This is a genomic window from Streptomyces sp. NPDC006372, assembly GCF_040612515.1.
In the GTDB taxonomy this organism is placed as follows: Bacteria; Actinomycetota; Actinomycetes; order Streptomycetales; family Streptomycetaceae; genus Streptomyces.
Genome location: NZ_JBEXQJ010000033.1, coordinates 91,026 through 108,167 on the forward strand (window position 1 = coordinate 91,026; position 17,142 = coordinate 108,167).

16 protein-coding genes are annotated in these 17,142 nt (G+C 70.5%); 8 read left to right on the forward strand and 8 right to left on the reverse strand.

Going from position 1 to position 17,142, the window contains the following annotated elements; all coding sequences use genetic code 11:
* Positions 1-9 precede the first annotated feature (9 nt).
* A complete protein-coding gene (locus tag ABZ016_RS34355; RefSeq protein WP_356920617.1) occupies positions 10-2,049 on the reverse strand; it encodes a streptophobe family protein in 2,040 nt (679 codons plus the stop codon).
* A 241-nt stretch (positions 2,050-2,290) separates the two neighbouring features.
* Between ABZ016_RS34355 and ABZ016_RS34360 the strand changes: the two genes are divergently transcribed.
* On the forward strand, positions 2,291-4,849 hold the full coding sequence (locus ABZ016_RS34360; protein ID WP_356920618.1) for an FHA domain-containing protein: 2,559 nt from the start codon (positions 2,291-2,293) through the stop codon (positions 4,847-4,849).
* Between the two features lie 105 nt (positions 4,850-4,954).
* On the opposite strand, the gene ABZ016_RS34365 is transcribed toward ABZ016_RS34360, so the two are convergent.
* From ABZ016_RS34365 to ABZ016_RS34375, 3 genes are all read right to left on the reverse strand, one after another.
* Positions 4,955-5,683, reverse strand: a complete 729-nt coding sequence (locus ABZ016_RS34365; protein ID WP_356920619.1) for a transglycosylase SLT domain-containing protein — start codon at positions 5,681-5,683, stop codon at positions 4,955-4,957.
* A gap of 342 nt (positions 5,684-6,025) precedes the next feature.
* Entirely contained in the window at positions 6,026-7,069 is a 1,044-nt protein-coding gene (locus ABZ016_RS34370) for an S-adenosylmethionine:tRNA ribosyltransferase-isomerase (RefSeq protein ID WP_356920620.1), read from the reverse strand.
* Entirely contained in the window at positions 7,066-7,764 is a 699-nt protein-coding gene (locus ABZ016_RS34375; protein WP_356920621.1) for an SDR family oxidoreductase, read from the reverse strand. The genes ABZ016_RS34370 and ABZ016_RS34375 overlap by 4 nt, the downstream gene beginning before the upstream one ends.
* A 236-nt stretch (positions 7,765-8,000) precedes the next feature.
* Here ABZ016_RS34375 and ABZ016_RS34380 point away from each other — a divergent pair, with 236 nt between their 5' ends.
* From ABZ016_RS34380 to chpE, 3 genes are all read left to right on the forward strand, one after another.
* Complete coding sequence (locus ABZ016_RS34380; protein WP_356920622.1) at positions 8,001-9,146, forward strand: GAF domain-containing sensor histidine kinase; 1,146 nt, start codon at positions 8,001-8,003, stop codon at positions 9,144-9,146.
* The gene (locus ABZ016_RS34385; protein ID WP_356920623.1) at positions 9,139-9,780 is read left to right on the forward strand and encodes a response regulator transcription factor; all 642 of its coding nucleotides are present in this window, start codon (positions 9,139-9,141) and stop codon (positions 9,778-9,780) included. The genes ABZ016_RS34380 and ABZ016_RS34385 overlap by 8 nt, the downstream gene beginning before the upstream one ends.
* Before the next feature lie 155 nt (positions 9,781-9,935).
* Positions 9,936-10,178: a chaplin ChpE gene (chpE, locus tag ABZ016_RS34390; protein WP_356920624.1), complete on the forward strand. Its 243-nt coding sequence runs from the start codon at positions 9,936-9,938 to the stop codon at positions 10,176-10,178.
* Between the two features lie 224 nt (positions 10,179-10,402).
* Here the strand turns inward: chpE and ABZ016_RS34395 are convergent, their stop codons facing one another.
* A complete protein-coding gene (locus tag ABZ016_RS34395) occupies positions 10,403-11,191 on the reverse strand; it encodes a hypothetical protein (protein ID WP_356920625.1) in 789 nt (262 codons plus the stop codon).
* Between the two features lie 161 nt (positions 11,192-11,352).
* Here ABZ016_RS34395 and ABZ016_RS34400 point away from each other — a divergent pair, with 161 nt between their 5' ends.
* The 3 genes from ABZ016_RS34400 (at position 11,353) to ABZ016_RS34410 (ending at position 13,769) form a co-directional block, all read left to right on the forward strand.
* Entirely contained in the window at positions 11,353-12,150 is a 798-nt protein-coding gene (locus tag ABZ016_RS34400) for an ABC transporter ATP-binding protein (protein ID WP_356920626.1), read from the forward strand.
* Between the two features lie 96 nt (positions 12,151-12,246).
* A complete protein-coding gene (locus tag ABZ016_RS34405) occupies positions 12,247-12,678 on the forward strand; it encodes an NfeD family protein (protein WP_356920627.1) in 432 nt (143 codons plus the stop codon).
* A 131-nt stretch (positions 12,679-12,809) separates the two neighbouring features.
* Positions 12,810-13,769, forward strand: coding sequence for an SPFH domain-containing protein (locus ABZ016_RS34410; RefSeq protein ID WP_356920628.1), 960 nt, complete (start codon positions 12,810-12,812; stop codon positions 13,767-13,769).
* A gap of 119 nt (positions 13,770-13,888) precedes the next feature.
* Here ABZ016_RS34410 and ABZ016_RS34415 read toward each other — a convergent pair whose 3' ends face one another.
* The 3 genes from ABZ016_RS34415 to ABZ016_RS34425 all read right to left on the reverse strand — a co-directional run bounded on the left by ABZ016_RS34415 (position 13,889) and on the right by ABZ016_RS34425 (position 15,969).
* Complete coding sequence (locus ABZ016_RS34415) at positions 13,889-14,395, reverse strand: HNH endonuclease (protein WP_356920629.1); 507 nt, start codon at positions 14,393-14,395, stop codon at positions 13,889-13,891.
* 211 nt (positions 14,396-14,606) lie between these two features.
* On the reverse strand, positions 14,607-15,146 hold the full coding sequence (locus ABZ016_RS34420; RefSeq protein ID WP_356920630.1) for a YbhB/YbcL family Raf kinase inhibitor-like protein: 540 nt from the start codon (positions 15,144-15,146) through the stop codon (positions 14,607-14,609).
* Between the two features lie 40 nt (positions 15,147-15,186).
* Positions 15,187-15,969 carry a sporulation protein gene (locus tag ABZ016_RS34425; RefSeq protein WP_356920631.1) on the reverse strand — a complete coding sequence of 261 codons (783 nt, stop codon included), beginning with the start codon at positions 15,967-15,969 and terminating at the stop codon, positions 15,187-15,189.
* Positions 15,970-16,114: 145 nt separating this feature from the next.
* On the opposite strand from ABZ016_RS34425, the gene ABZ016_RS34430 reads away from it, so the two are divergent.
* Entirely contained in the window at positions 16,115-16,756 is a 642-nt protein-coding gene (locus tag ABZ016_RS34430; RefSeq protein WP_356920632.1) for a DNA-3-methyladenine glycosylase, read from the forward strand.
* Positions 16,757-17,142: the final 386 nt, after the last annotated feature.

Genomic DNA, 17,142 nt, shown 5'->3' on the forward strand with positions numbered 1-17,142 from the left:
CCCCGGAGGTCACCTCCCGCCACGCGGCTTCCGCGGTGGCGGGGGAGGGGGCGGTGGGGGCGGCGGCCCGTCGTCCCGCCCGGCCGGCGGACGGCTGCCGCCCCTCGGCCCAGGCGGCTGCCGCGGCCCTCGCGGAGGCGGCCCGACCGGCCGCGCCACGGTGGGCGCGCCGTAGACGTCGCCGTCCCCGGGGCCGCTGGGCTCGCCACCCGGTCGTGTCCCGTCCGGCGGGCCGGCTTCACCTGGCCGCCGGACGGTGTCGTCCGGTAGGCGGTTGGTCTGGCCCGGTCGATGCTGGGCATCACCCGGCTGTCGTTCCCCGGCGGGCCGGGCATCCTCCGGCTCGCGCGGCGCGTCCGGAGCCGCACCCCGCCATCGTCCCTCAGCGGGCCCCGCGTCCTCCGGTCCGCGCAGCTCGTCGGGGACCCGGAGATACGGATTGGTGGCCGGGTTCGGCGGCCGGTACGGCGTGCCCGGGGCGTACGGCCCGGCCCCCTCCTCGTGCGGCGCGCGGGGGGAGCCCCACCCGTCCCTGTCCCCGGGCGATCCGGTACCGGGGTCGTAGCCGCCTCGCCCGGCACCCAGGGCACCCTGCTCCGCCTGCCCGACACGCCTCTCCCCGCCGGCCCCGCTCGCCTGCCTCCCCGTCCCACCGGACCCGGTCCCCCCGCCCTCCCGGGCGAACACCGCCGCCGATCGCCCCGCCGCCCCGCACGCCCAGGCCAGCAACGCCCCCGCGGCCCCCGCCCCCGCGCCCCACACCGCACCGAGCAGCAGCGCCGCGCCGCGGTGCCCGTGCAGCTCGGCACCCGCGCCGAAGGCGTCGAAACCGAGCACGGAGAGGGAGGCGGTCACGGACACGTCCGTCAGCCAGGCCAGCGACGGCAGGGCGACCGCGGTCGTGACCCCCAGTCGCAGCGCACATCGGCCCGCGAAACCGGCCGCCCCCGCCGCACTCCCCACCGGCGTCCGCACGCCCACCAGCACCCCCGCGAGCAGCATCATCAGCGCCGCCGCGACCGCCAGCAGCCACACCCGCCCGTCCAGCTCGGCCAGCCGCCCCAGCGTCACCGGCTGACCGCTGCCGACGGCGAGCAGATCGTCCAGCGGGTCCGGCAGGAAACGGGTCAGTTCACCCGTTGCCCGGCCGTCCCACGGCACGAACAAGCCGACCGGCACACCCAGCCACACCCCGTTCGGCGCCCCGAGCAGTGCCGCCCCCGCGATACGCCGGGGATGGTCGTCGACGATCGCCGCGTACCCCGCCGCCGAGAGCCCGGCAGCCACCGCCACCAGCAGCACGGTCACCACCGCGGACACGGCGGGCCGTACGACCCGGTGCACGGCCTCCCAGCCCCGCGGCAGCGGCGTGCGGCGCGAGGCCAGCAGGGCGACGAGAAGGATCCCGGCCGACCAGAGGAGACCACCGAGCAGCGTGGGCGCGGTGTCGACCGTGTAGCCGACCGCCGCCTGCGCGTCGACCAGGTCGCCGAGCCGGTCCGGCAGCAGACCGCCGATGTCCCCCAGCCCGGGGACCTCCAGGCCACCACCGCCGGTCAGGTCGTCCAGTCCCAGTGAGCCACCGTCGATCGTGATGACGTCGTGCCCCGCCCACGCCAGCCCGCCCAGCATCACCACGAACAGCGCCACCACCGCGCCCGCACGCGCGAGGAGTTCGGCCGGCGAGATCACAACTCCCGCCGCACGCAAGGACCGCAGGAAGAAGTACGACAGCAGCACCGCTCCGACCAGGCTCACTCCCAGTGGCGTGATCTCGATGGCCGTGTCCGCCTCCGCGCCCGACAGGCCGAACACCGACACATCACCGGACGGCGTGACCGAACCACCCGCCCCGAGCGCCACCACCGCCGCGGTCATCGGCCCCAACGAGCCCGCCGCGTCCGCCTCCAGCAGACGCAGGCCCAGCGCCGCCGTACCCGCCATTCCGATCAACGCCCAGCTCACGGAGGCGACGGCGGTCAGCAGCACGTCCCCCCACGGCACGTGTGTGCCGTCCCTCGCCGTCTCGACACCTGTGGCAGCACCCATGGCAGACCCCCCGATCCGCTGCACGGCGGGAACACCGCGCATGTCCCCCTCGCGTCGAAATACCACTCTCCGGCCCGTTTTCAACCCCGTCAACGGAAACGGCTGATGCGTCCGAAGGCGGTCTTCACAAGGCCCGACTTTCGGTCAGAGGGCCGCTCCTGAAATAGTTCCCCCCGATGTTCGACATCCCTAGACTCCCCATGTCGGGGGTAACTCGGGGGACAACTCAGTGGGGCATGGAGTGCCGGAACTCGTACTGGAATCAAACGGACGTACCTGGACGCTCGATCCGTCCAGGGCATACACCCTCGGACGTGATCCGCAGGGGGACGTCGTCTTCGACGACGCCAGGGTCTCCTGGCGTCACGCCACGGTCAGCTTCAACGGCCGCAGTTGGGTCATCGAGGACCATGGCAGCACCAACGGCACCTTCGTGCAGGGGCAGCGGATCCATCAGATGGAGCTCGGCGCGGGCTCGGCGGTGAACCTGGGCAACGCCACCGACGGACCGCGCCTGAACCTCTCCGGCGCCGCGGCCTCCGTCGCCACGCCGCAGGCCCAGCCCCAGCAGCCGTACGCCGCGCAGGGCGCGAACGCCGGCTGGGCGCAGCAGGCCCCCGCCCAGCAGACGCCGCAACAGGCCCCGTACCAGCAGCCGCAGCACCAGGTGCCGCAGCAGCAGGCCCAGGCCGGATGGCAGCAGCCGCAGCAGCAAGCGGCCCCCATCCCCCAGCAGCAGGGCCCCGGCGGTGTCGCGGGGGCACCGCCGGTCCACGGCGACCGCAGCCCGACCACGTTCCATCAGTTCTCCCTCGGCCGCGTGATGCGCATCGGCCGTGCCCTGGAGAACGAACTGGTCGTCTCCGACCTCCAGGTCTCCCGGCACCACGCCGAGTTCCACGCCACGCCCGACGGCCGCATGGAGATCCGCGACCTCGGCTCCCACAACGGCACGTACGTCAACGGCCAGCCCATCGCCAAGGGCGGTACGCAACTGCTCGGCCCGACCGACGTCGTCGGCGTCGGCCACTCCACGTTCCGTATCGTCGGCGACCGGCTCGAGGAGTTCGTCGACACCGGTGAGGTGTCCTTCTCCGCCCGTCACCTGACCGTCACGGTCGACGGCGGCAAGCAGATTCTCAAGGACGTCTCCTTCGGCGTCCCGGAGAAGTCCCTGATCGCGGTCATCGGCCCGTCCGGCTCCGGCAAGTCGACGCTGCTCAAGGCGCTCACCGGCTACCGTCCGGCCGACCAGGGCGAGGTCCTCTACGACAACCGCAACCTCTACAAGCAGTTCGCCGAGCTGCGCCAGCGCATCGGTCTGGTCCCGCAGGACGACATCCTGCACAAGGAACTGACCGTCAAGAAGGCCCTCAAGTACGCGGCCAAGCTGCGCTTCCCGGCCGACACCACGGCCTCCGAGCGCGAGGCCCGGATCGACGAGGTGCTGCGCGAGCTCAAGCTCGACATCCACAAGGACAAGAAGGTCACGTCCCTCTCCGGCGGCCAGCGCAAGCGTGTCTCCGTGGCTCTGGAGCTGCTCACCAAGCCGTCGCTGATCTTCCTGGACGAGCCCACCTCGGGTCTCGACCCGGGCATGGACCGCGATGTCATGCAGCTGCTGCGCGGCCTCGCCGACGACGGCCGTACGGTCCTCGTGGTCACCCACTCGGTGGCCGAGCTGGCCCTGTGCGACAAGCTCCTGGTGATGGCACCGGGCGGTGCGGTCGCCTACTTCGGGCCGCCCGAGGAGGCGCTGAACTTCTTCGGCTACGACACCTGGGCCGATGTCTTCTCCGCCTTCGAGAACTACCGCGACTACGACTGGGCGGGCCGCTGGAAGGGCTCGCAGCACTACCAGATGTACGCCGCGGACATCGACGCCGTCGCGCCGCAGTCCGTACAGGTCCCGCCGATGCAGGCGATGAAGCCGCCGAAGCCGCAGGGCTGGATGTCGCAGTTCGTCACCCTGGTGCGGCGCTACGTCTCGGTGATCGCCTCCGACAAGGGCTTCCTGGCCCTGATGGTGATCCTGCCGGCGGTACTCGGCGCGGTGAGCCTGCTCATCGACGCGGACCGGGGCCTGCTGCCCAACCCGGCCAACCCGCAGACCGGCCGCATCATCCCGAACGGCACGGCCACCACCGTCCTGCTGATCCTCGCGGTCGGCGCCTGCTTCGCGGGGGCGGCGAACTCGGTCCGAGAGCTGATCAAGGAACGGGTCATCTACGAGCGGGAGCGCGCGACCGGCCTGTCACGCTCGGCGTACCTGATGTCGAAGGTGTTCGTGCTCGGCATGATCACCGTGCTGCAGGGTCTGCTGGTCGGTGTCATCGGCTTCTCCAGCCGGGAGATCCCCGAGGAGGGCCTGGTCCTCGGCAGCGCGACCCTGGTCGAGCTCTCCATCCCGATCATGGCACTGGGCTTCACGTCGATGATGTTCGGCCTGATCATCTCGTCGCTGGTCAAGACCGCCGAGAAGACCATGCCGCTGCTGGTGATGTTCGCGATCATCCAGGTCGTCTTCACCGGCTGCCTGTTCACGCTGCACGGCTCGATCGGCGTCAACCAGTTCTCGTTCCTGATGCCTTCGCGCTGGGCGGTCGCCGCGTCCGGTGCCACGCTGGACTTCAACAAGATCAGCCCGCCGGAGACGGCCGGCGACAACGACCCGCTGTGGGAGCACACGGTCGGCGCCTGGGCCATGGACATGGGCGCGCTGCTCGCCCTCGGTGTGATCTGCGGCTTCTTCGTGGCGCGCTTCCTGCGCCGCCACGAGCCGGAGGTCATGCGCAAGTAGTCGCGCGACCGCGGTCTTCGCTCGATCGCGGCCCGAAGGGCGGCACCCCGTCAGGTGGGTGCCGCCCTTCGGCGTTCGGTTCAGCGAGCAGAGGTCCGCGCCACCTCAGTAAGCGCTGTCGACGTTGTCCATCGAGCCGTACTTGTCGGCCGCGTAGTTGCAGGCGGCGGTGATGTTGGCGACCGGGTCGTAGATGTCCCAGGAGGTGCCGGGGACGTGCCAGGTCTTGAAGGTCGGCGGGATGACCTGGAGCAGGCCCTTCGACGGGATGCCGTTGATGGCGTTGATGTCCCAGTTGTTGATCGCCTTCGGGTTACCCGAGGATTCCCGGATGATGTTGCGGTGGATGCCGTCGTAGGACGCCGGGATGTCGTGCTTCTTCAGGATGGCGAGCGACTCGCGGATCCAGCCGTCGAGGTTGTTCGGGTAGGTCTTCTTGGCGGCCTTCTTGGCCTCGGCGCGCTTGGCGGCGCGGCTCGCGGCCTCCTTGGCCTTGCGCTCGGCCTCGGCCTTCTTCTTCGCGGCCTCGGCCTCGGCCTTCTTCTTGGCGGCGGCAGCGGCGTCGGCCTTCTTCTTGGCCGCTATCTGCTCCGCCTTCAGGCTGGCACCGGCCATCTGGTCGGTGACGCTGGCCTTGACGTCCTTGATCTGCTCGGTGCTGAACGCCACCGCAGCCGGCTGAGCGGCCTCGGTCGTGGTCTTCGTCGACGCACCGCTCGGCACCGCGGAGAACCCGATGGCGGCGGCGCCGAGAGTGGCGACACCCGCCATGGCGATCTTGTGGTGACGGGTCAGGTTACGACTCTGAACACGGCTGAAGATGTTCTTGGGCATGGTGGTGTGGACCTCTTCGAATAGCGCGGGAGTCGCTCGGCGTCCGGCGTTGGACTCGGTGTGTTTCCGACACGAACGCCGCGGAGGTGAACCCACGGCGCTGAGCGACGGCAGCCATTCTTAGCGGTCGCAAAAATGCCTGGCAAAGGTGTGACGTACGAAAGGCGATAGTGGATCAGGGAGGGGCAAATCGGGGCAGACTGGACCGTCTGCGCCGCTCAAAAGGTCGACTTTGTCTCCTACGTCCTTTCGTACGTGACGTGGGTCCTATGCGAGGGCTCACATCGGACGGAGTCCGGTCTCACTGCTGGTTGCACAAGCGATGCTCTGTGTGAGGCCTTTTCAGCGCAGTACGAGGTGCACGTCCCCGAACTCGTGCCACAGGTAGCGGCCTTGCAGCGCCGCCTCGTACCCCCGCTCGATGGCCACCCGCCCCGCGACCGCCTCCAGCATCAGCAGATGCGAGGCCTCCGGCTCGTGCAGCCCGGTCAGCAACCCGTCCACCACACGCACCCCGCGCTCCGGCGTCACCACCAGGCCGGTCCACCCCGCGCGCGGCCGCACCACCCCGTCGGCACCCGCCGCCGACTCCACCGCCCGCACCGCCGTCGTCCCGACCGCCACGACCCGGCCGCCACCGCCCTTCGCCGCGTTGATCAGCCGCGCCGAGGCCCCGGGCACCGCGAAACGCTCCGGATACGGCGGCTCGTGCGCCTCCGCCGAAGCCACCCCCGTGTGCAGCGTGACAGGCGCGAACTGCACCCCTCTGCTCACCAGCTCCGCCACCAGCCGCGCGGTGAAGGGCCGCGCCGCACTCGGCATCTCCGCACTGCCCGCCCCGTCGGCGGACGGCAGCGCGAAGACCGTCTGGTAGACGGACAACGGCTGGTCCCGCTCCGTGTAGGCGTAGCGAATCGGCCGCCCGTGCTCCCGCAGCAGCCCCAGCACACCGGGCCCTGCGACCCGCGCCCACCACAGCCGCTCGCTCCGCCCGCTCAGCGGCTCCTCCAGCACCAGCCGCACGCCCCCAGGGAGAGACACCTCCGTACCCGCGGGCCCACCCGCACGCGCGCGCGTGGTGCCCCGGCCGTCGGGCTCCCGCAGCTCCACCGCCCAGCGGCCGTCGTCCCCACGCGTGGAGAAATGCACCACCACACGCGCGTTCCCGGCCCGCCCGTCCACGGCAGCCGCCAGCGTGGCCGAGGTGTTGACCACGAGCAGATCCCCCGCCCGCAACAACCGCGGCAGCTCCGTGAACGTGTGATGCGCCACCTCGGCACCCCGCGACACCAGCATCCGTACGGCGTCCCGGTCCAGCCCCGGCCCCCGCTGCTCCACCGGCACCCGGGCCGACAGCTCCTCCGGAACCCGCACGGCCGGCGTCATCGCGCCCCGTCCACCAGGGCCTGAGCGCCGTACCGTCCGCTGGCCGGCCGCTCGTCCAGCAGCCGCAGGAACCCCGGCACCACCGTGGCCGGCTCCGGCCGCGGATCGTCATCGTCCGGTACGGCCGCCGCGTACAGGTCCGTGGCCATGTCCCCCGGATCCACCGCCCAGACCCGCAGCCCCGGCTCCTCCACCGCCAGTACCGCAACCAGGTGGTCCAGCGCCGCCTTGGACGCCCCGTAGCCGCCCCAGGTCTCGTACGCCTCCGCCGCCGCGTCCGAACTGACCGCGACGACGCTTCCCGCCCGGGAAGCCCGCAGCAGCGGGAGCGCCTCCTGGACCAGCCCCAGCCCCGCCACCAGGTTCACCTCGAGCGCCCGCCGCAGCCCCTCCAGGGACAGCTCCTCCAGCCGCACCAGCGGCTCGGCGCCCAGCGCGCTCGCGTTGTGCACCAGCAGGTCGACGCCGCCCAGCCGCCACGCCGCCGCCACCAGCTCCGCCCGGTGCCCGGCGTCCGTGACGTCCCCGGGCAGGGCGGTCACGTGCGTGCCGTACGCGGAAACGGCCTCGGCCGCGCCCTCCAGGGCCCGCGCACCTCTGGCATCGAGCACCAGGTCCCAGCCCCGCCCCGCCAGGGCCTGCGCGAGCGCCCGCCCCAGCCCCTTCGAGGCCCCCGTGATGATCGCAACCGGCATGATCGGCTCCCTCGTCGTGATCGTGTGCCCACAACGTAGGAACGGGGCCGCCCGGACCGCCTCGGACGCGGGCCGCAACCCACCGGGTCCCTTCGCCCTACGCCACGGGCCCGGCGCCCCTGGTCCTACGCCCCACCGCCCGGCCGCCTCGGCCCCGCGACCTAGGCCCACCGGACCGGGCACCCGCGGCCACCGGCCCGATCCGCACCGTCACAGCCCGCCGGTACCGTGAGGACATGAGCCACCGTCCCCGGTCCGGCCTCGCCGCGGTGAGTTCCGCGTTGCTGGCCATGAGCAGACATCTCGAGGTGCGCGACGTCCTCAAGACGATCGTCGCCTCGGCCCGCGAGCTGCTCGACGCGCAGTACGCCGCGCTCGGTGTGCCGGACGACCACGGCGGCTTCGCCCAGTTCGTGGTCGACGGGGTCAGCGAGGAACAGTGGAAGGCCATCGGCCCCCTCCCGCGCCAGCACGGCATCCTCGCCGCGATGCTGCACGAGGCCAGGGCCGAGCGCCTCGCCGACGTCCGCAAGGATCCCCGCTTCGAGGGCTGGCCGAAGGCCCACCCCGACCTGGTCGACTTCCTGGGCCTGCCGATCCGCGACGGCGACGAGGTCATCGGCGCGCTCTTCCTGGCCAACAAGAACTGCGAGAGGCCCGAAGGCGGCTGCGGATTCACCGAGGACGACGAGGAACTGCTCGGCATCCTCGCCCAGCACGCGGCGATCGCCCTCACCAACGCCCGCCTCTACGAACGCAGCCGTGAACTCACGATCGCCGAGGAGCGCTCCCGCCTCGCCCACGAACTGCACGACGCGGTCAGCCAGAAGCTCTTCTCCCTGCGCCTCACGGCCCAGGCGGCCGCCGCCCTGATCGACCGCGACCCGGCCCGCGCCAAGGGCGAGTTGCACCAGGTGGCCGCGCTCGCCGCCGAGGCCGCCGACGAACTGCGTGCGGCCGTCGTCGAGTTGCGCCCGGCCGCCCTCGACGAGGACGGCCTCGTCGCCACCCTGCGCACCCAGATCCAGGTCCTCGATCGCGCCCACTCCGCTCGCGTGACCTTCGCCGGCCGTGGTGTGAAGGCCCTGCCCGCCTCCCAGGAGGAGGCCGTCCTGCGCGTCGCCCAGGAAGCCCTGCACAACGCCCTGCGCCACTCCGGTGCCGACCACGTGGACGTGACCCTGGACCGCCGCGGCGTCGGAGCCGTCCTGCGCGTCACGGACGACGGCAGCGGCTTCGACCCGAGCGCGGTCCGCCGCGCGGGACGCCACTTGGGCCTGGTCTCCATGCGGGACCGGACGAACGGGGCCGGCGGCACGCTGACCGTGGAATCGGCGCCCGGCAAGGGCACCACGATCGAGATGGAGGTGCCCGGTGGCTGAGCCGATCAAGGTGCTGCTCGTCGACGACCACCAAGTGGTCCGCCGGGGTCTGCGCACGTTCCTCGAAGTGCAGGACGACATCGAGGTCGTCGGCGAGGCGGCCGACGGCGCCGAAGGGGTCGACCGGGCGGAGGAGCTGAAGCCCGACGTCATCCTCATGGACGTCAAGATGCCGGGCATGGACGGGGTCGACGCCCTGCGCAGACTCCGCGAACTGGACAACCCCGCGCGCGTACTGGTCGTCACCAGCTTCACCGAGCAGCGCACGGTGGTCCCCGCCCTGCGGGCCGGCGCCGCCGGATACGTCTACAAGGACGTGGACCCCGACGCCCTGGCCGGGGCCATCCGCTCGGTCCACGCCGGGCACATCCTCCTGCAGCCGGAGGTCGCCGGTGCCCTGCTGTCCCAGGAGGAGGCCAACTCGGGGCCGGCCAGAGCCGGTTCACTCACGGACCGGGAACGGGAGGTGCTCGGCCTGATAGCGGACGGCCGCTCCAACCGGGAGATCGCCCGCGCGCTCGTCCTCTCCGAGAAGACCGTCAAGACGCACGTCTCGAACATCCTGATGAAACTCGACCTGTCCGACCGGACACAGGCGGCCCTGTGGGCCGTTCGCCATGGCGTGACCGGCTGACACGCACCCCCGCGGCCACACGGAAGGTTCCATTCCAGGCAGAGATTCATACCGTCGTGGGAATGTCCCCCGGATGGCGCATCCTCAAGGGATCTCCGCCGTTCTCCAGTGCGTGCTGCGGCGCCTGCCGCGGCAATCGCAAGGAGGGCTCAGAAGTGAAGAACCTGAAGAAGGCCGCGGCCGTGACGATGGTGACCGGTGGCCTGCTGGCCGCGGGCGCGGGCATGGCCTCCGCCACCAGCGCGCACGCCGACGGCAAGGCCGTGGGCTCCCCGGGTGTCGTCTCGGGCAACCTCGTTCAGGCCCCGGTCCACGTCCCGGTCAACGTGTCCGGCAACAGCGTGAACGTCATCGGCGTCCTGAACCCCGCGTTCGGCAACCTGGCCGTCAACCACTGACGCCCCCTCCGTCTCCGAGCCGGAGGTGACCACCGGCCTCCCGGCCCACCCGGGAGGCCGTTCTGCTGAGCCTGCGGGCAGTCGTGCCGCTGGGGCGGCACGGGTGGGCGATGGGGGTCCCCCCTGCTCGAGCGAAGCCGAGAGCTTGGGGGAGGCACCCCGCCACGCCGGGCTGCGCGACATCCCGCCTCAGCACCAACCCCGAGTACCAGCACGACCGACAGTCACCGCACCCCCCGCTCCCGCTCCTCCACAACGGAGTTGTACGCAGCCACCTGCGCCCGCCGAGCCGTCCGCTCCACCCCCCGCAACGCCTCCCTCCGCGCAAAGATCTCCGACGAACTCACCGCACCCCCGTGCCCACGCTCCGTCGCCACAGCGATGAGCACCCCCACCCGCTGCGCCAACTCCAGCACCCGCACCGCCCGCGACGGATACCCCGGAGCCAGCACCTCCCGCCCCCGCTCGGCCCGCGCCCGATACGCGTCGACCGCCGCCTCCGCCACCGGCCCCGACCCGGCCACATCCAGCCGCGTCAGCACCTCGGTCGCCTCCCGGAGGGCCTCCGCGAGCTCCCGCTCCGCCTCACCCAGCGACGGCACATCCGCAGGCGGCGCCTCCCGGACACCCAGCACATGCCACACCACCTCGACATGCACATCACCGTCGGGCCCGGCCTCGTACACCTCCGGCACCAGCCCGAACGCGGCCCCGTAACAGACCACCGCCTCCTCGGCGTCCAGCGCCCGCGCATTGAACTCCGGCGGCCCGCTCAGCCCCAGCGGATGCCCCGGCGCGGGCAGCGCGACCCGCAGCCCGGTCACCCCGAGCGTCCGCAGCCGCCCCAGCGCAAGCGTCAGCCCGACCGGCGCCGGCTCCCCGGGCAGCCCCTCCACCCGATGCACCGCGTCCTCGCCGACGATGGCGAGCACGGCGTCGTCCGGTGAGACAAGTCCGGCCAAAAGGGCATTTCCCCAAGCTGCAAGGCGTCCAGCGCGCGGTTCCGAGAGCATGCCCACACCCTAGGACCCTCCAAGGACCGGACCGAGGGAACGCCCGGTACGACCGGTGGCGTAGATTTCATGGAGGGCTGCGCCCACAGGCGCGGCGGACCGAGCCACAGGCGTACGCAACAGCCGAGACCGGCCACACTGCAAGGGGAGACAACGCGCTCATGAGCGATGTTCTGGAGCTTCAGGACGTATCCGTGGTCCGCGAGGGCCGGGCTCTGGTGGACCAGGTCTCCTGGTCGGTCAAGGAGGGCGAGCGCTGGGTCATCCTCGGCCCGAACGGCGCGGGCAAGACCACCCTCCTCAACCTCGCTTCCACGTACCTCTACCCCAGCTCGGGCACCACCGCCATCCTCGGCGAGACCCTCGGCAAGCCCGGCACCGACGTCTTCGAGCTGCGTCCGCGCATCGGCATGGCCGGCATCGCCATGACCGAGAAGCTCCCCAGGCGCCAGACGGTCCTGGAGACCGTGCTGACCGCCGCGTACGGCATGACCGCCACCTGGCACGAGGACTACGAGGAGATCGACGAGCAGCGCGCCCGTGCCTTCCTCGACCGCCTCGGCATGAGCGAGTACCTGGAGCGCAGGTTCGGCACGCTCTCCGAGGGCGAGCGCAAGCGCACCCTCATCGCCCGCGCCCTGATGACCGACCCCGAGCTGCTGCTCCTCGACGAGCCCGCCGCCGGCCTCGACCTCGGTGGCCGCGAGGACCTCGTCCGCCGCCTCGGCCGCCTCGCCCGCGACCCGATCGCCCCCTCGATGCTCATGGTGACCCACCACGTCGAGGAGATCCCGCCGGGCTTCACACACGTCCTCATGATCCGCCAGGGCAAGGTCCTCGCCGCCGGCCCGCTGGAGCTCGAACTCACCTCCCGCAACCTCTCCCTCTGCTTCGGCCTCCCGCTCGTCGTCGAACAGGTGGGCGAGCGCTGGACCGCCCAGGGCCTCTCCATGTCCTGACCAGGCTCCCGCGCCCCGCAAATTCCAGGGTGAGAACGGCATTTCACACGTCGGGCGCCCTGTCGGCGACAGGGCCCGCGGACCTACCATGACCACGTGGAAATCGACGCATGGCTGTGGTGGCTGATCGGCGCGACGGCGCTCGGCATCGCGCTCGTGGTCACCGCGATGCCCGAACTCGGCATGCTCGCGGTGGGTGCGATCGCCGCGGCGCTGGTCACGGGCGTCTTCGGCGGCGAAGCCGTCGCCCAGGTCGTCGTCTTCGCCGTCGTCTCGACCGCCGGCATCGCGGTCGTACGGCCCATCGCGAACCGGCATCGTGCCCAGCGTCCCCAACTCGCCACCGGCGTCGATGCGTTGAAGGGCAGACAAGCCGTCGTCCTGGAACGCGTCGACGCCTCCGGTGGCCGGATCAAGCTGGCCGGAGAAGTCTGGTCGGCCCGCGCCCTCGACACCGGCCGTGCTTACGAAGTAGGCCAGGAAGTGGATGTCGTGGACATCGAGGGAGCCACCGCGATCATCATGTGACCTCGCACGACGTAACTGAAGAGAACCTCTCGCGAGGTACGCGACGGTCTGTCAGACTCGACCAGCAAGATCTTCGACAACCATAAGATCTGCCGAAGGCGCCGAGGCGGAGAGAGGTACGGGGAACGACGATGGAACCGGTCATCATCGTCCTGATCATCCTGGTGGTGTTGGTCTTCATCGCCCTGATCAAGACGATCCAAGTCATCCCACAGGCCAGCGCGGCCATCGTCGAGCGCTTCGGCCGCTACACGCGGACACTCAACGCGGGCCTCAACATCGTCGTTCCGTTCATCGACACCATCCGCAACCGCATCGACCTGCGTGAACAGGTCGTGCCCTTCCCGCCGCAGCCGGTGATCACCCAGGACAACCTGGTCGTCAACATCGACACGGTCATCTACTACCAGGTGACCGACGCCCGCGCCGCCACCTACGAAGTCGCCAGCTACATCCAGGCGATCGAGCAGCTCACCGTCACCACGCTCCGCAACATCATCGGCGGCATGGACCTCGAGCGGACCCTGACCTCCCGCGAGGAGATCAACGCGGCCCTGCGCGGCGTCCTCGACGAGGCCACCGGCAAGTGGGGCATCCGCGTCAACCGCGTCGAACTCAAGGCGATCGAGCCGCCCACCTCCATCCAGGACTCGATGGAGAAGCAGATGCGCGCCGACCGCGACAAGCGCGCCGCGATCCTCCAGGCCGAAGGTGTCCGGCAGTCCGAGATCCTGCGCGCCGAAGGTGAGAAGCAGTCCCAGATCCTGCGCGCCGAAGGTGAGGCCAAGGCGGCCGCCCTGCGCGCCGAGGGCGAGGCCCAGGCCGTCCGTACGGTCTTCGAGGCCATCCACGCCGGTGACCCGGACCAGAAGCTCCTCTCCTACCAGTACCTCCAGATGCTCCCGAAGATCGCCGAGGGCGACGCCAACAAGCTCTGGATCGTCCCCAGCGAGATCGGCGACGCCCTCAAGGGCCTTTCCGGGGCGATGGGCAACTTCGGAGGCATCGGCGGCGGTTCCGGCGGCAACGGAGGCACCCCCGGCACCACGGTTCCCGCCCAGGAACGCCGCGAGAAGCCGTCCATCGACTGACAGCACCCACAAAGCAAGTTCCCCGCACCCCCCTGTCTTTCTCAGGGGCGCGGGGAACTGCGCGAACAACCACACTCAACCGGCAGCCGAGGAACTACCCAACGCCCCACGGAGACTGGTCACGCAGCATCCAGCACCAGCCAATCCGGCAGAGCAGCAAGGTCGTCCTGCCCCAGCGCCAGCAACATCGCATCGGCCGGCGTCGGCTCGAACGGCTCCCGGAGCAGCGGCATACCCGCCTCGACAGGAGTCCGGTTCGCCTTCCGGTGATTGTCCTCCGCACAGGAGGCCACCGTGTTCAGCCACGTGTCCTGCCCACCCTGCGACCGCGGCACCACGTGGTCCACGGTCGTCGCCCGCCTCCCGCAGTACGCGCACCGATGCCGGTCCCTGACCAGCACACCCCGCCTCGACCACGGCGCTCGTCTTCGGAACGGCACCCGTACGTACTGGCAGAGCCTGATCACCCGCGGCGCGGGTATGTCGACCGCGGCTCCCCGCATCCGCAGTTCGGGGTGGGCCTGCTCGACGACGGCCTTGTCCTGAAGCACCAGAACGACGGCTCGGTTCAGCGTCACCGTCGACAGCGGCTCGAAGCTCGCGTTGAGTACCAGCGTGTCCCGCATACCAGCCCACCTCCCGTGTGCACCGGCCCACCCCCTGGCGGGCTGGGATCAACTCTGGCCGGGCACGCCGAGATGGACAACGCAATATCTGCTGCTCCCACGGGGGGTGACCCCCATGACCCCCGGCAACAAAAATGCCCGCTCCTGATCAATTCCAAGACCAGGAGCGGGCAAACGTTGCGTGAACGCCGAGAATGCGCAGCAGCGGGGATCAGGCTTCGGCGGGCACCTCGTACTCACCGATGAGCTGAGCCCGCCCGAGGGTGTGGAACCGCAGGTTGAAGCCCACGGCGGCCGGACTGGCGTCCGAGTCCGGACCGAGCTTCTCCTGGTCCACGGCATACACCGTGAACACGTACCGGTGCGGTCCGTCCCCGGGCGGCGGCGCGGCGCCACCGAAGTCCTTGCTGCCGAAGTCGTTCCGGGCGTGGATCGCCCCCTCCGGCAGCCCTTCAAAACCGCCGCTGCCCGCACCCGCGGGCAGCTCGGTCACCGAAGCCGGAATGTCGAACACCACCCAGTGCCAGAACCCGCTGCCCGTCGGAGCGTCGGGGTCGTAGCAGGTCACGGCGAAGCTCTTGGTCTCGGGCGGGAAGCCGTCCCACCGCAGCTGCGGCGAGGTGTTGCCGGCCGCGTGGACCTGAGCGTCCTGGAGCGTCGCCCCCTCCTCGATGTCCTTGCTCGTCACCGTGAACGACGGCACGGGCGGATGGAAGTCGTGGGGGAGCGGCCGCCGCTTGAGCTCGGTCACCTCGGTACCTCCTGATCGGTTCTTGCAGTCGCCTCCGAGCCTAGAACCAGTTGCGCTTGCTGCCGACCTCGGACAGCCACTGGTTGAGGTACCCGGTCCAGTCGGTCCCGTGGTAGTCGTTCAGTCCCACCTGGAACGAACGGAAGGTGTCACTGCCCTCGCTGAACAGCCCCGGCTTCTTGTCCATCTCCAGCACCACGTCCATGGCGTGCTCGTCGGCCACGAAGCTCAGCTCGACCTGGTTCAGGCCCCGGTACTGCTGCGGCGGGTAGAACTCGATCTCCTGGTAGAACGGCAGCCGCTGCCGCGTACCCCGGATCACACCCCGCTCCATGTCCGCGTTCTTGAACCGGAAGCCCAACTGGATGAACGCGTCCAGGATCGCCTTCTGCGCCGGCAGCGGGTGCACGTTGACCGGGTCCAGGTCACCGGAGTCCACCGCGCGCGCGATCTCCAGCTCCGTGGACACCCCGATGTTCATCCCGCGCAGCGCCTGCCCGTCGATCATCGTGATCGGCGTCTCCCACGGGATCTCCAGCCCGAACTGCACCGCGTGCACCGCGCCCGCCTGCAGCTCGAACGCCCCGCCCAGCCGCGACTTCGTGAACTCGATGTCCTGCTTGTACTCCTGGTCGCCGCTCTCCACCTCGACCTTGGCCTGCAGCCCGACCGAGAGCCCCTCGATCTGCTGGTTCACGGACCCACCCTGGATCCGCACCTCACCCTGGACGACACCGCCCGGCACGACGTTGACCTCGTGCAGCACCGTCTCGACCGAAGCCCCGCCGGCCCCCAGGCTCGCGAGCAGCTTCTTGAACGCCATGTCTCTCCCTCTCGCCCACTACGGGTGGATCCCTGATCACTACAAACGCGATCCGGCCGTGGCCGGTTCCATGTGCTCACCCTGGCAAGGCCCGTGCCCGCCTGCCACCCCGCCGCGCCACCCGTCTTTAGTACCCTCGGACGGCATGATCGCGACCCCCGACCGTACGCCCCTGCCCAGGGAGTTCTTCGACCGGCCCGTCCTCGATGTCGCCCCTGACCTCCTGGGCCGCATCCTGGTCCGCACCACCCCGGACGGTCCGATCGCCCTCCGCCTCACGGAGGTCGAGGCCTACGACGGAGAGAACGACCCCGGCTCCCACGCGTATCGCGGCCGCACGGCCCGCAACAGCGTGATGTTCGGTCCACCCGGGCACGTCTACGTCTACTTCACCTACGGCATGTGGTTCTGCATGAACCTCGTGTGCGGCCCCGAGGGCAAGGCGAGTGCGGTCCTGCTCCGCGCGGGCGAGATCATCGAGGGCGCCGAACTGGCCCGCACCCGTCGACTCTCGGCCCGCAACGACAAGGAACTGGCCAAAGGCCCGGCCCGTCTGGCCACCGCCCTGGGCGTGGACCGCTCCCTCGACGGCACGGACGCGTGCACCTCGCAGGAGACCCCTCTCCGCATGCTGAGCGGGACCCCCGTGCCCTCCGACCAGGTACTCACCGGCCCCCGCACCGGTGTGGGCGGCGAGGGAGCCGCGCACCCCTGGCGCTTCTGGACCGCCAACGACCCGACGGTGAGCCCCTATCGAGCCCACGTCCCGAGGCGCCGACGAAGTTGACGTGCCCTCCCGAGGTGCGTAATGTAGCCCGAGCCGCTTGACCCGGGTACGGCATTCGCCAGCAGCCGGAAGCGGCCAACCCACTACCTAGCTACATCCCCCTCAGCAGGGGCGAATTCGGCGTGCCCGCATGCCTGAATTCGGCGTCAACGGACTCGATTATGAGTTGGACGGCGAATCGGTTAACGTAGTGAATGTCGAAAGGCCGACGAGCGAAAGCCAAAGCCTCACGGCAAACCCGCCGACAGGGAATCGGGCCGAGAAAAGGTCTGCTAGAGTCGGAAACGCAAGACCGAAGGGAAGCGCCCGGAGGAAAGCCGCGAGAGAGTCTCTCGGGTGAGTACAAAGGAAGCGACCGTTCCTTGAGAACTCAACAGCGTGCCAAA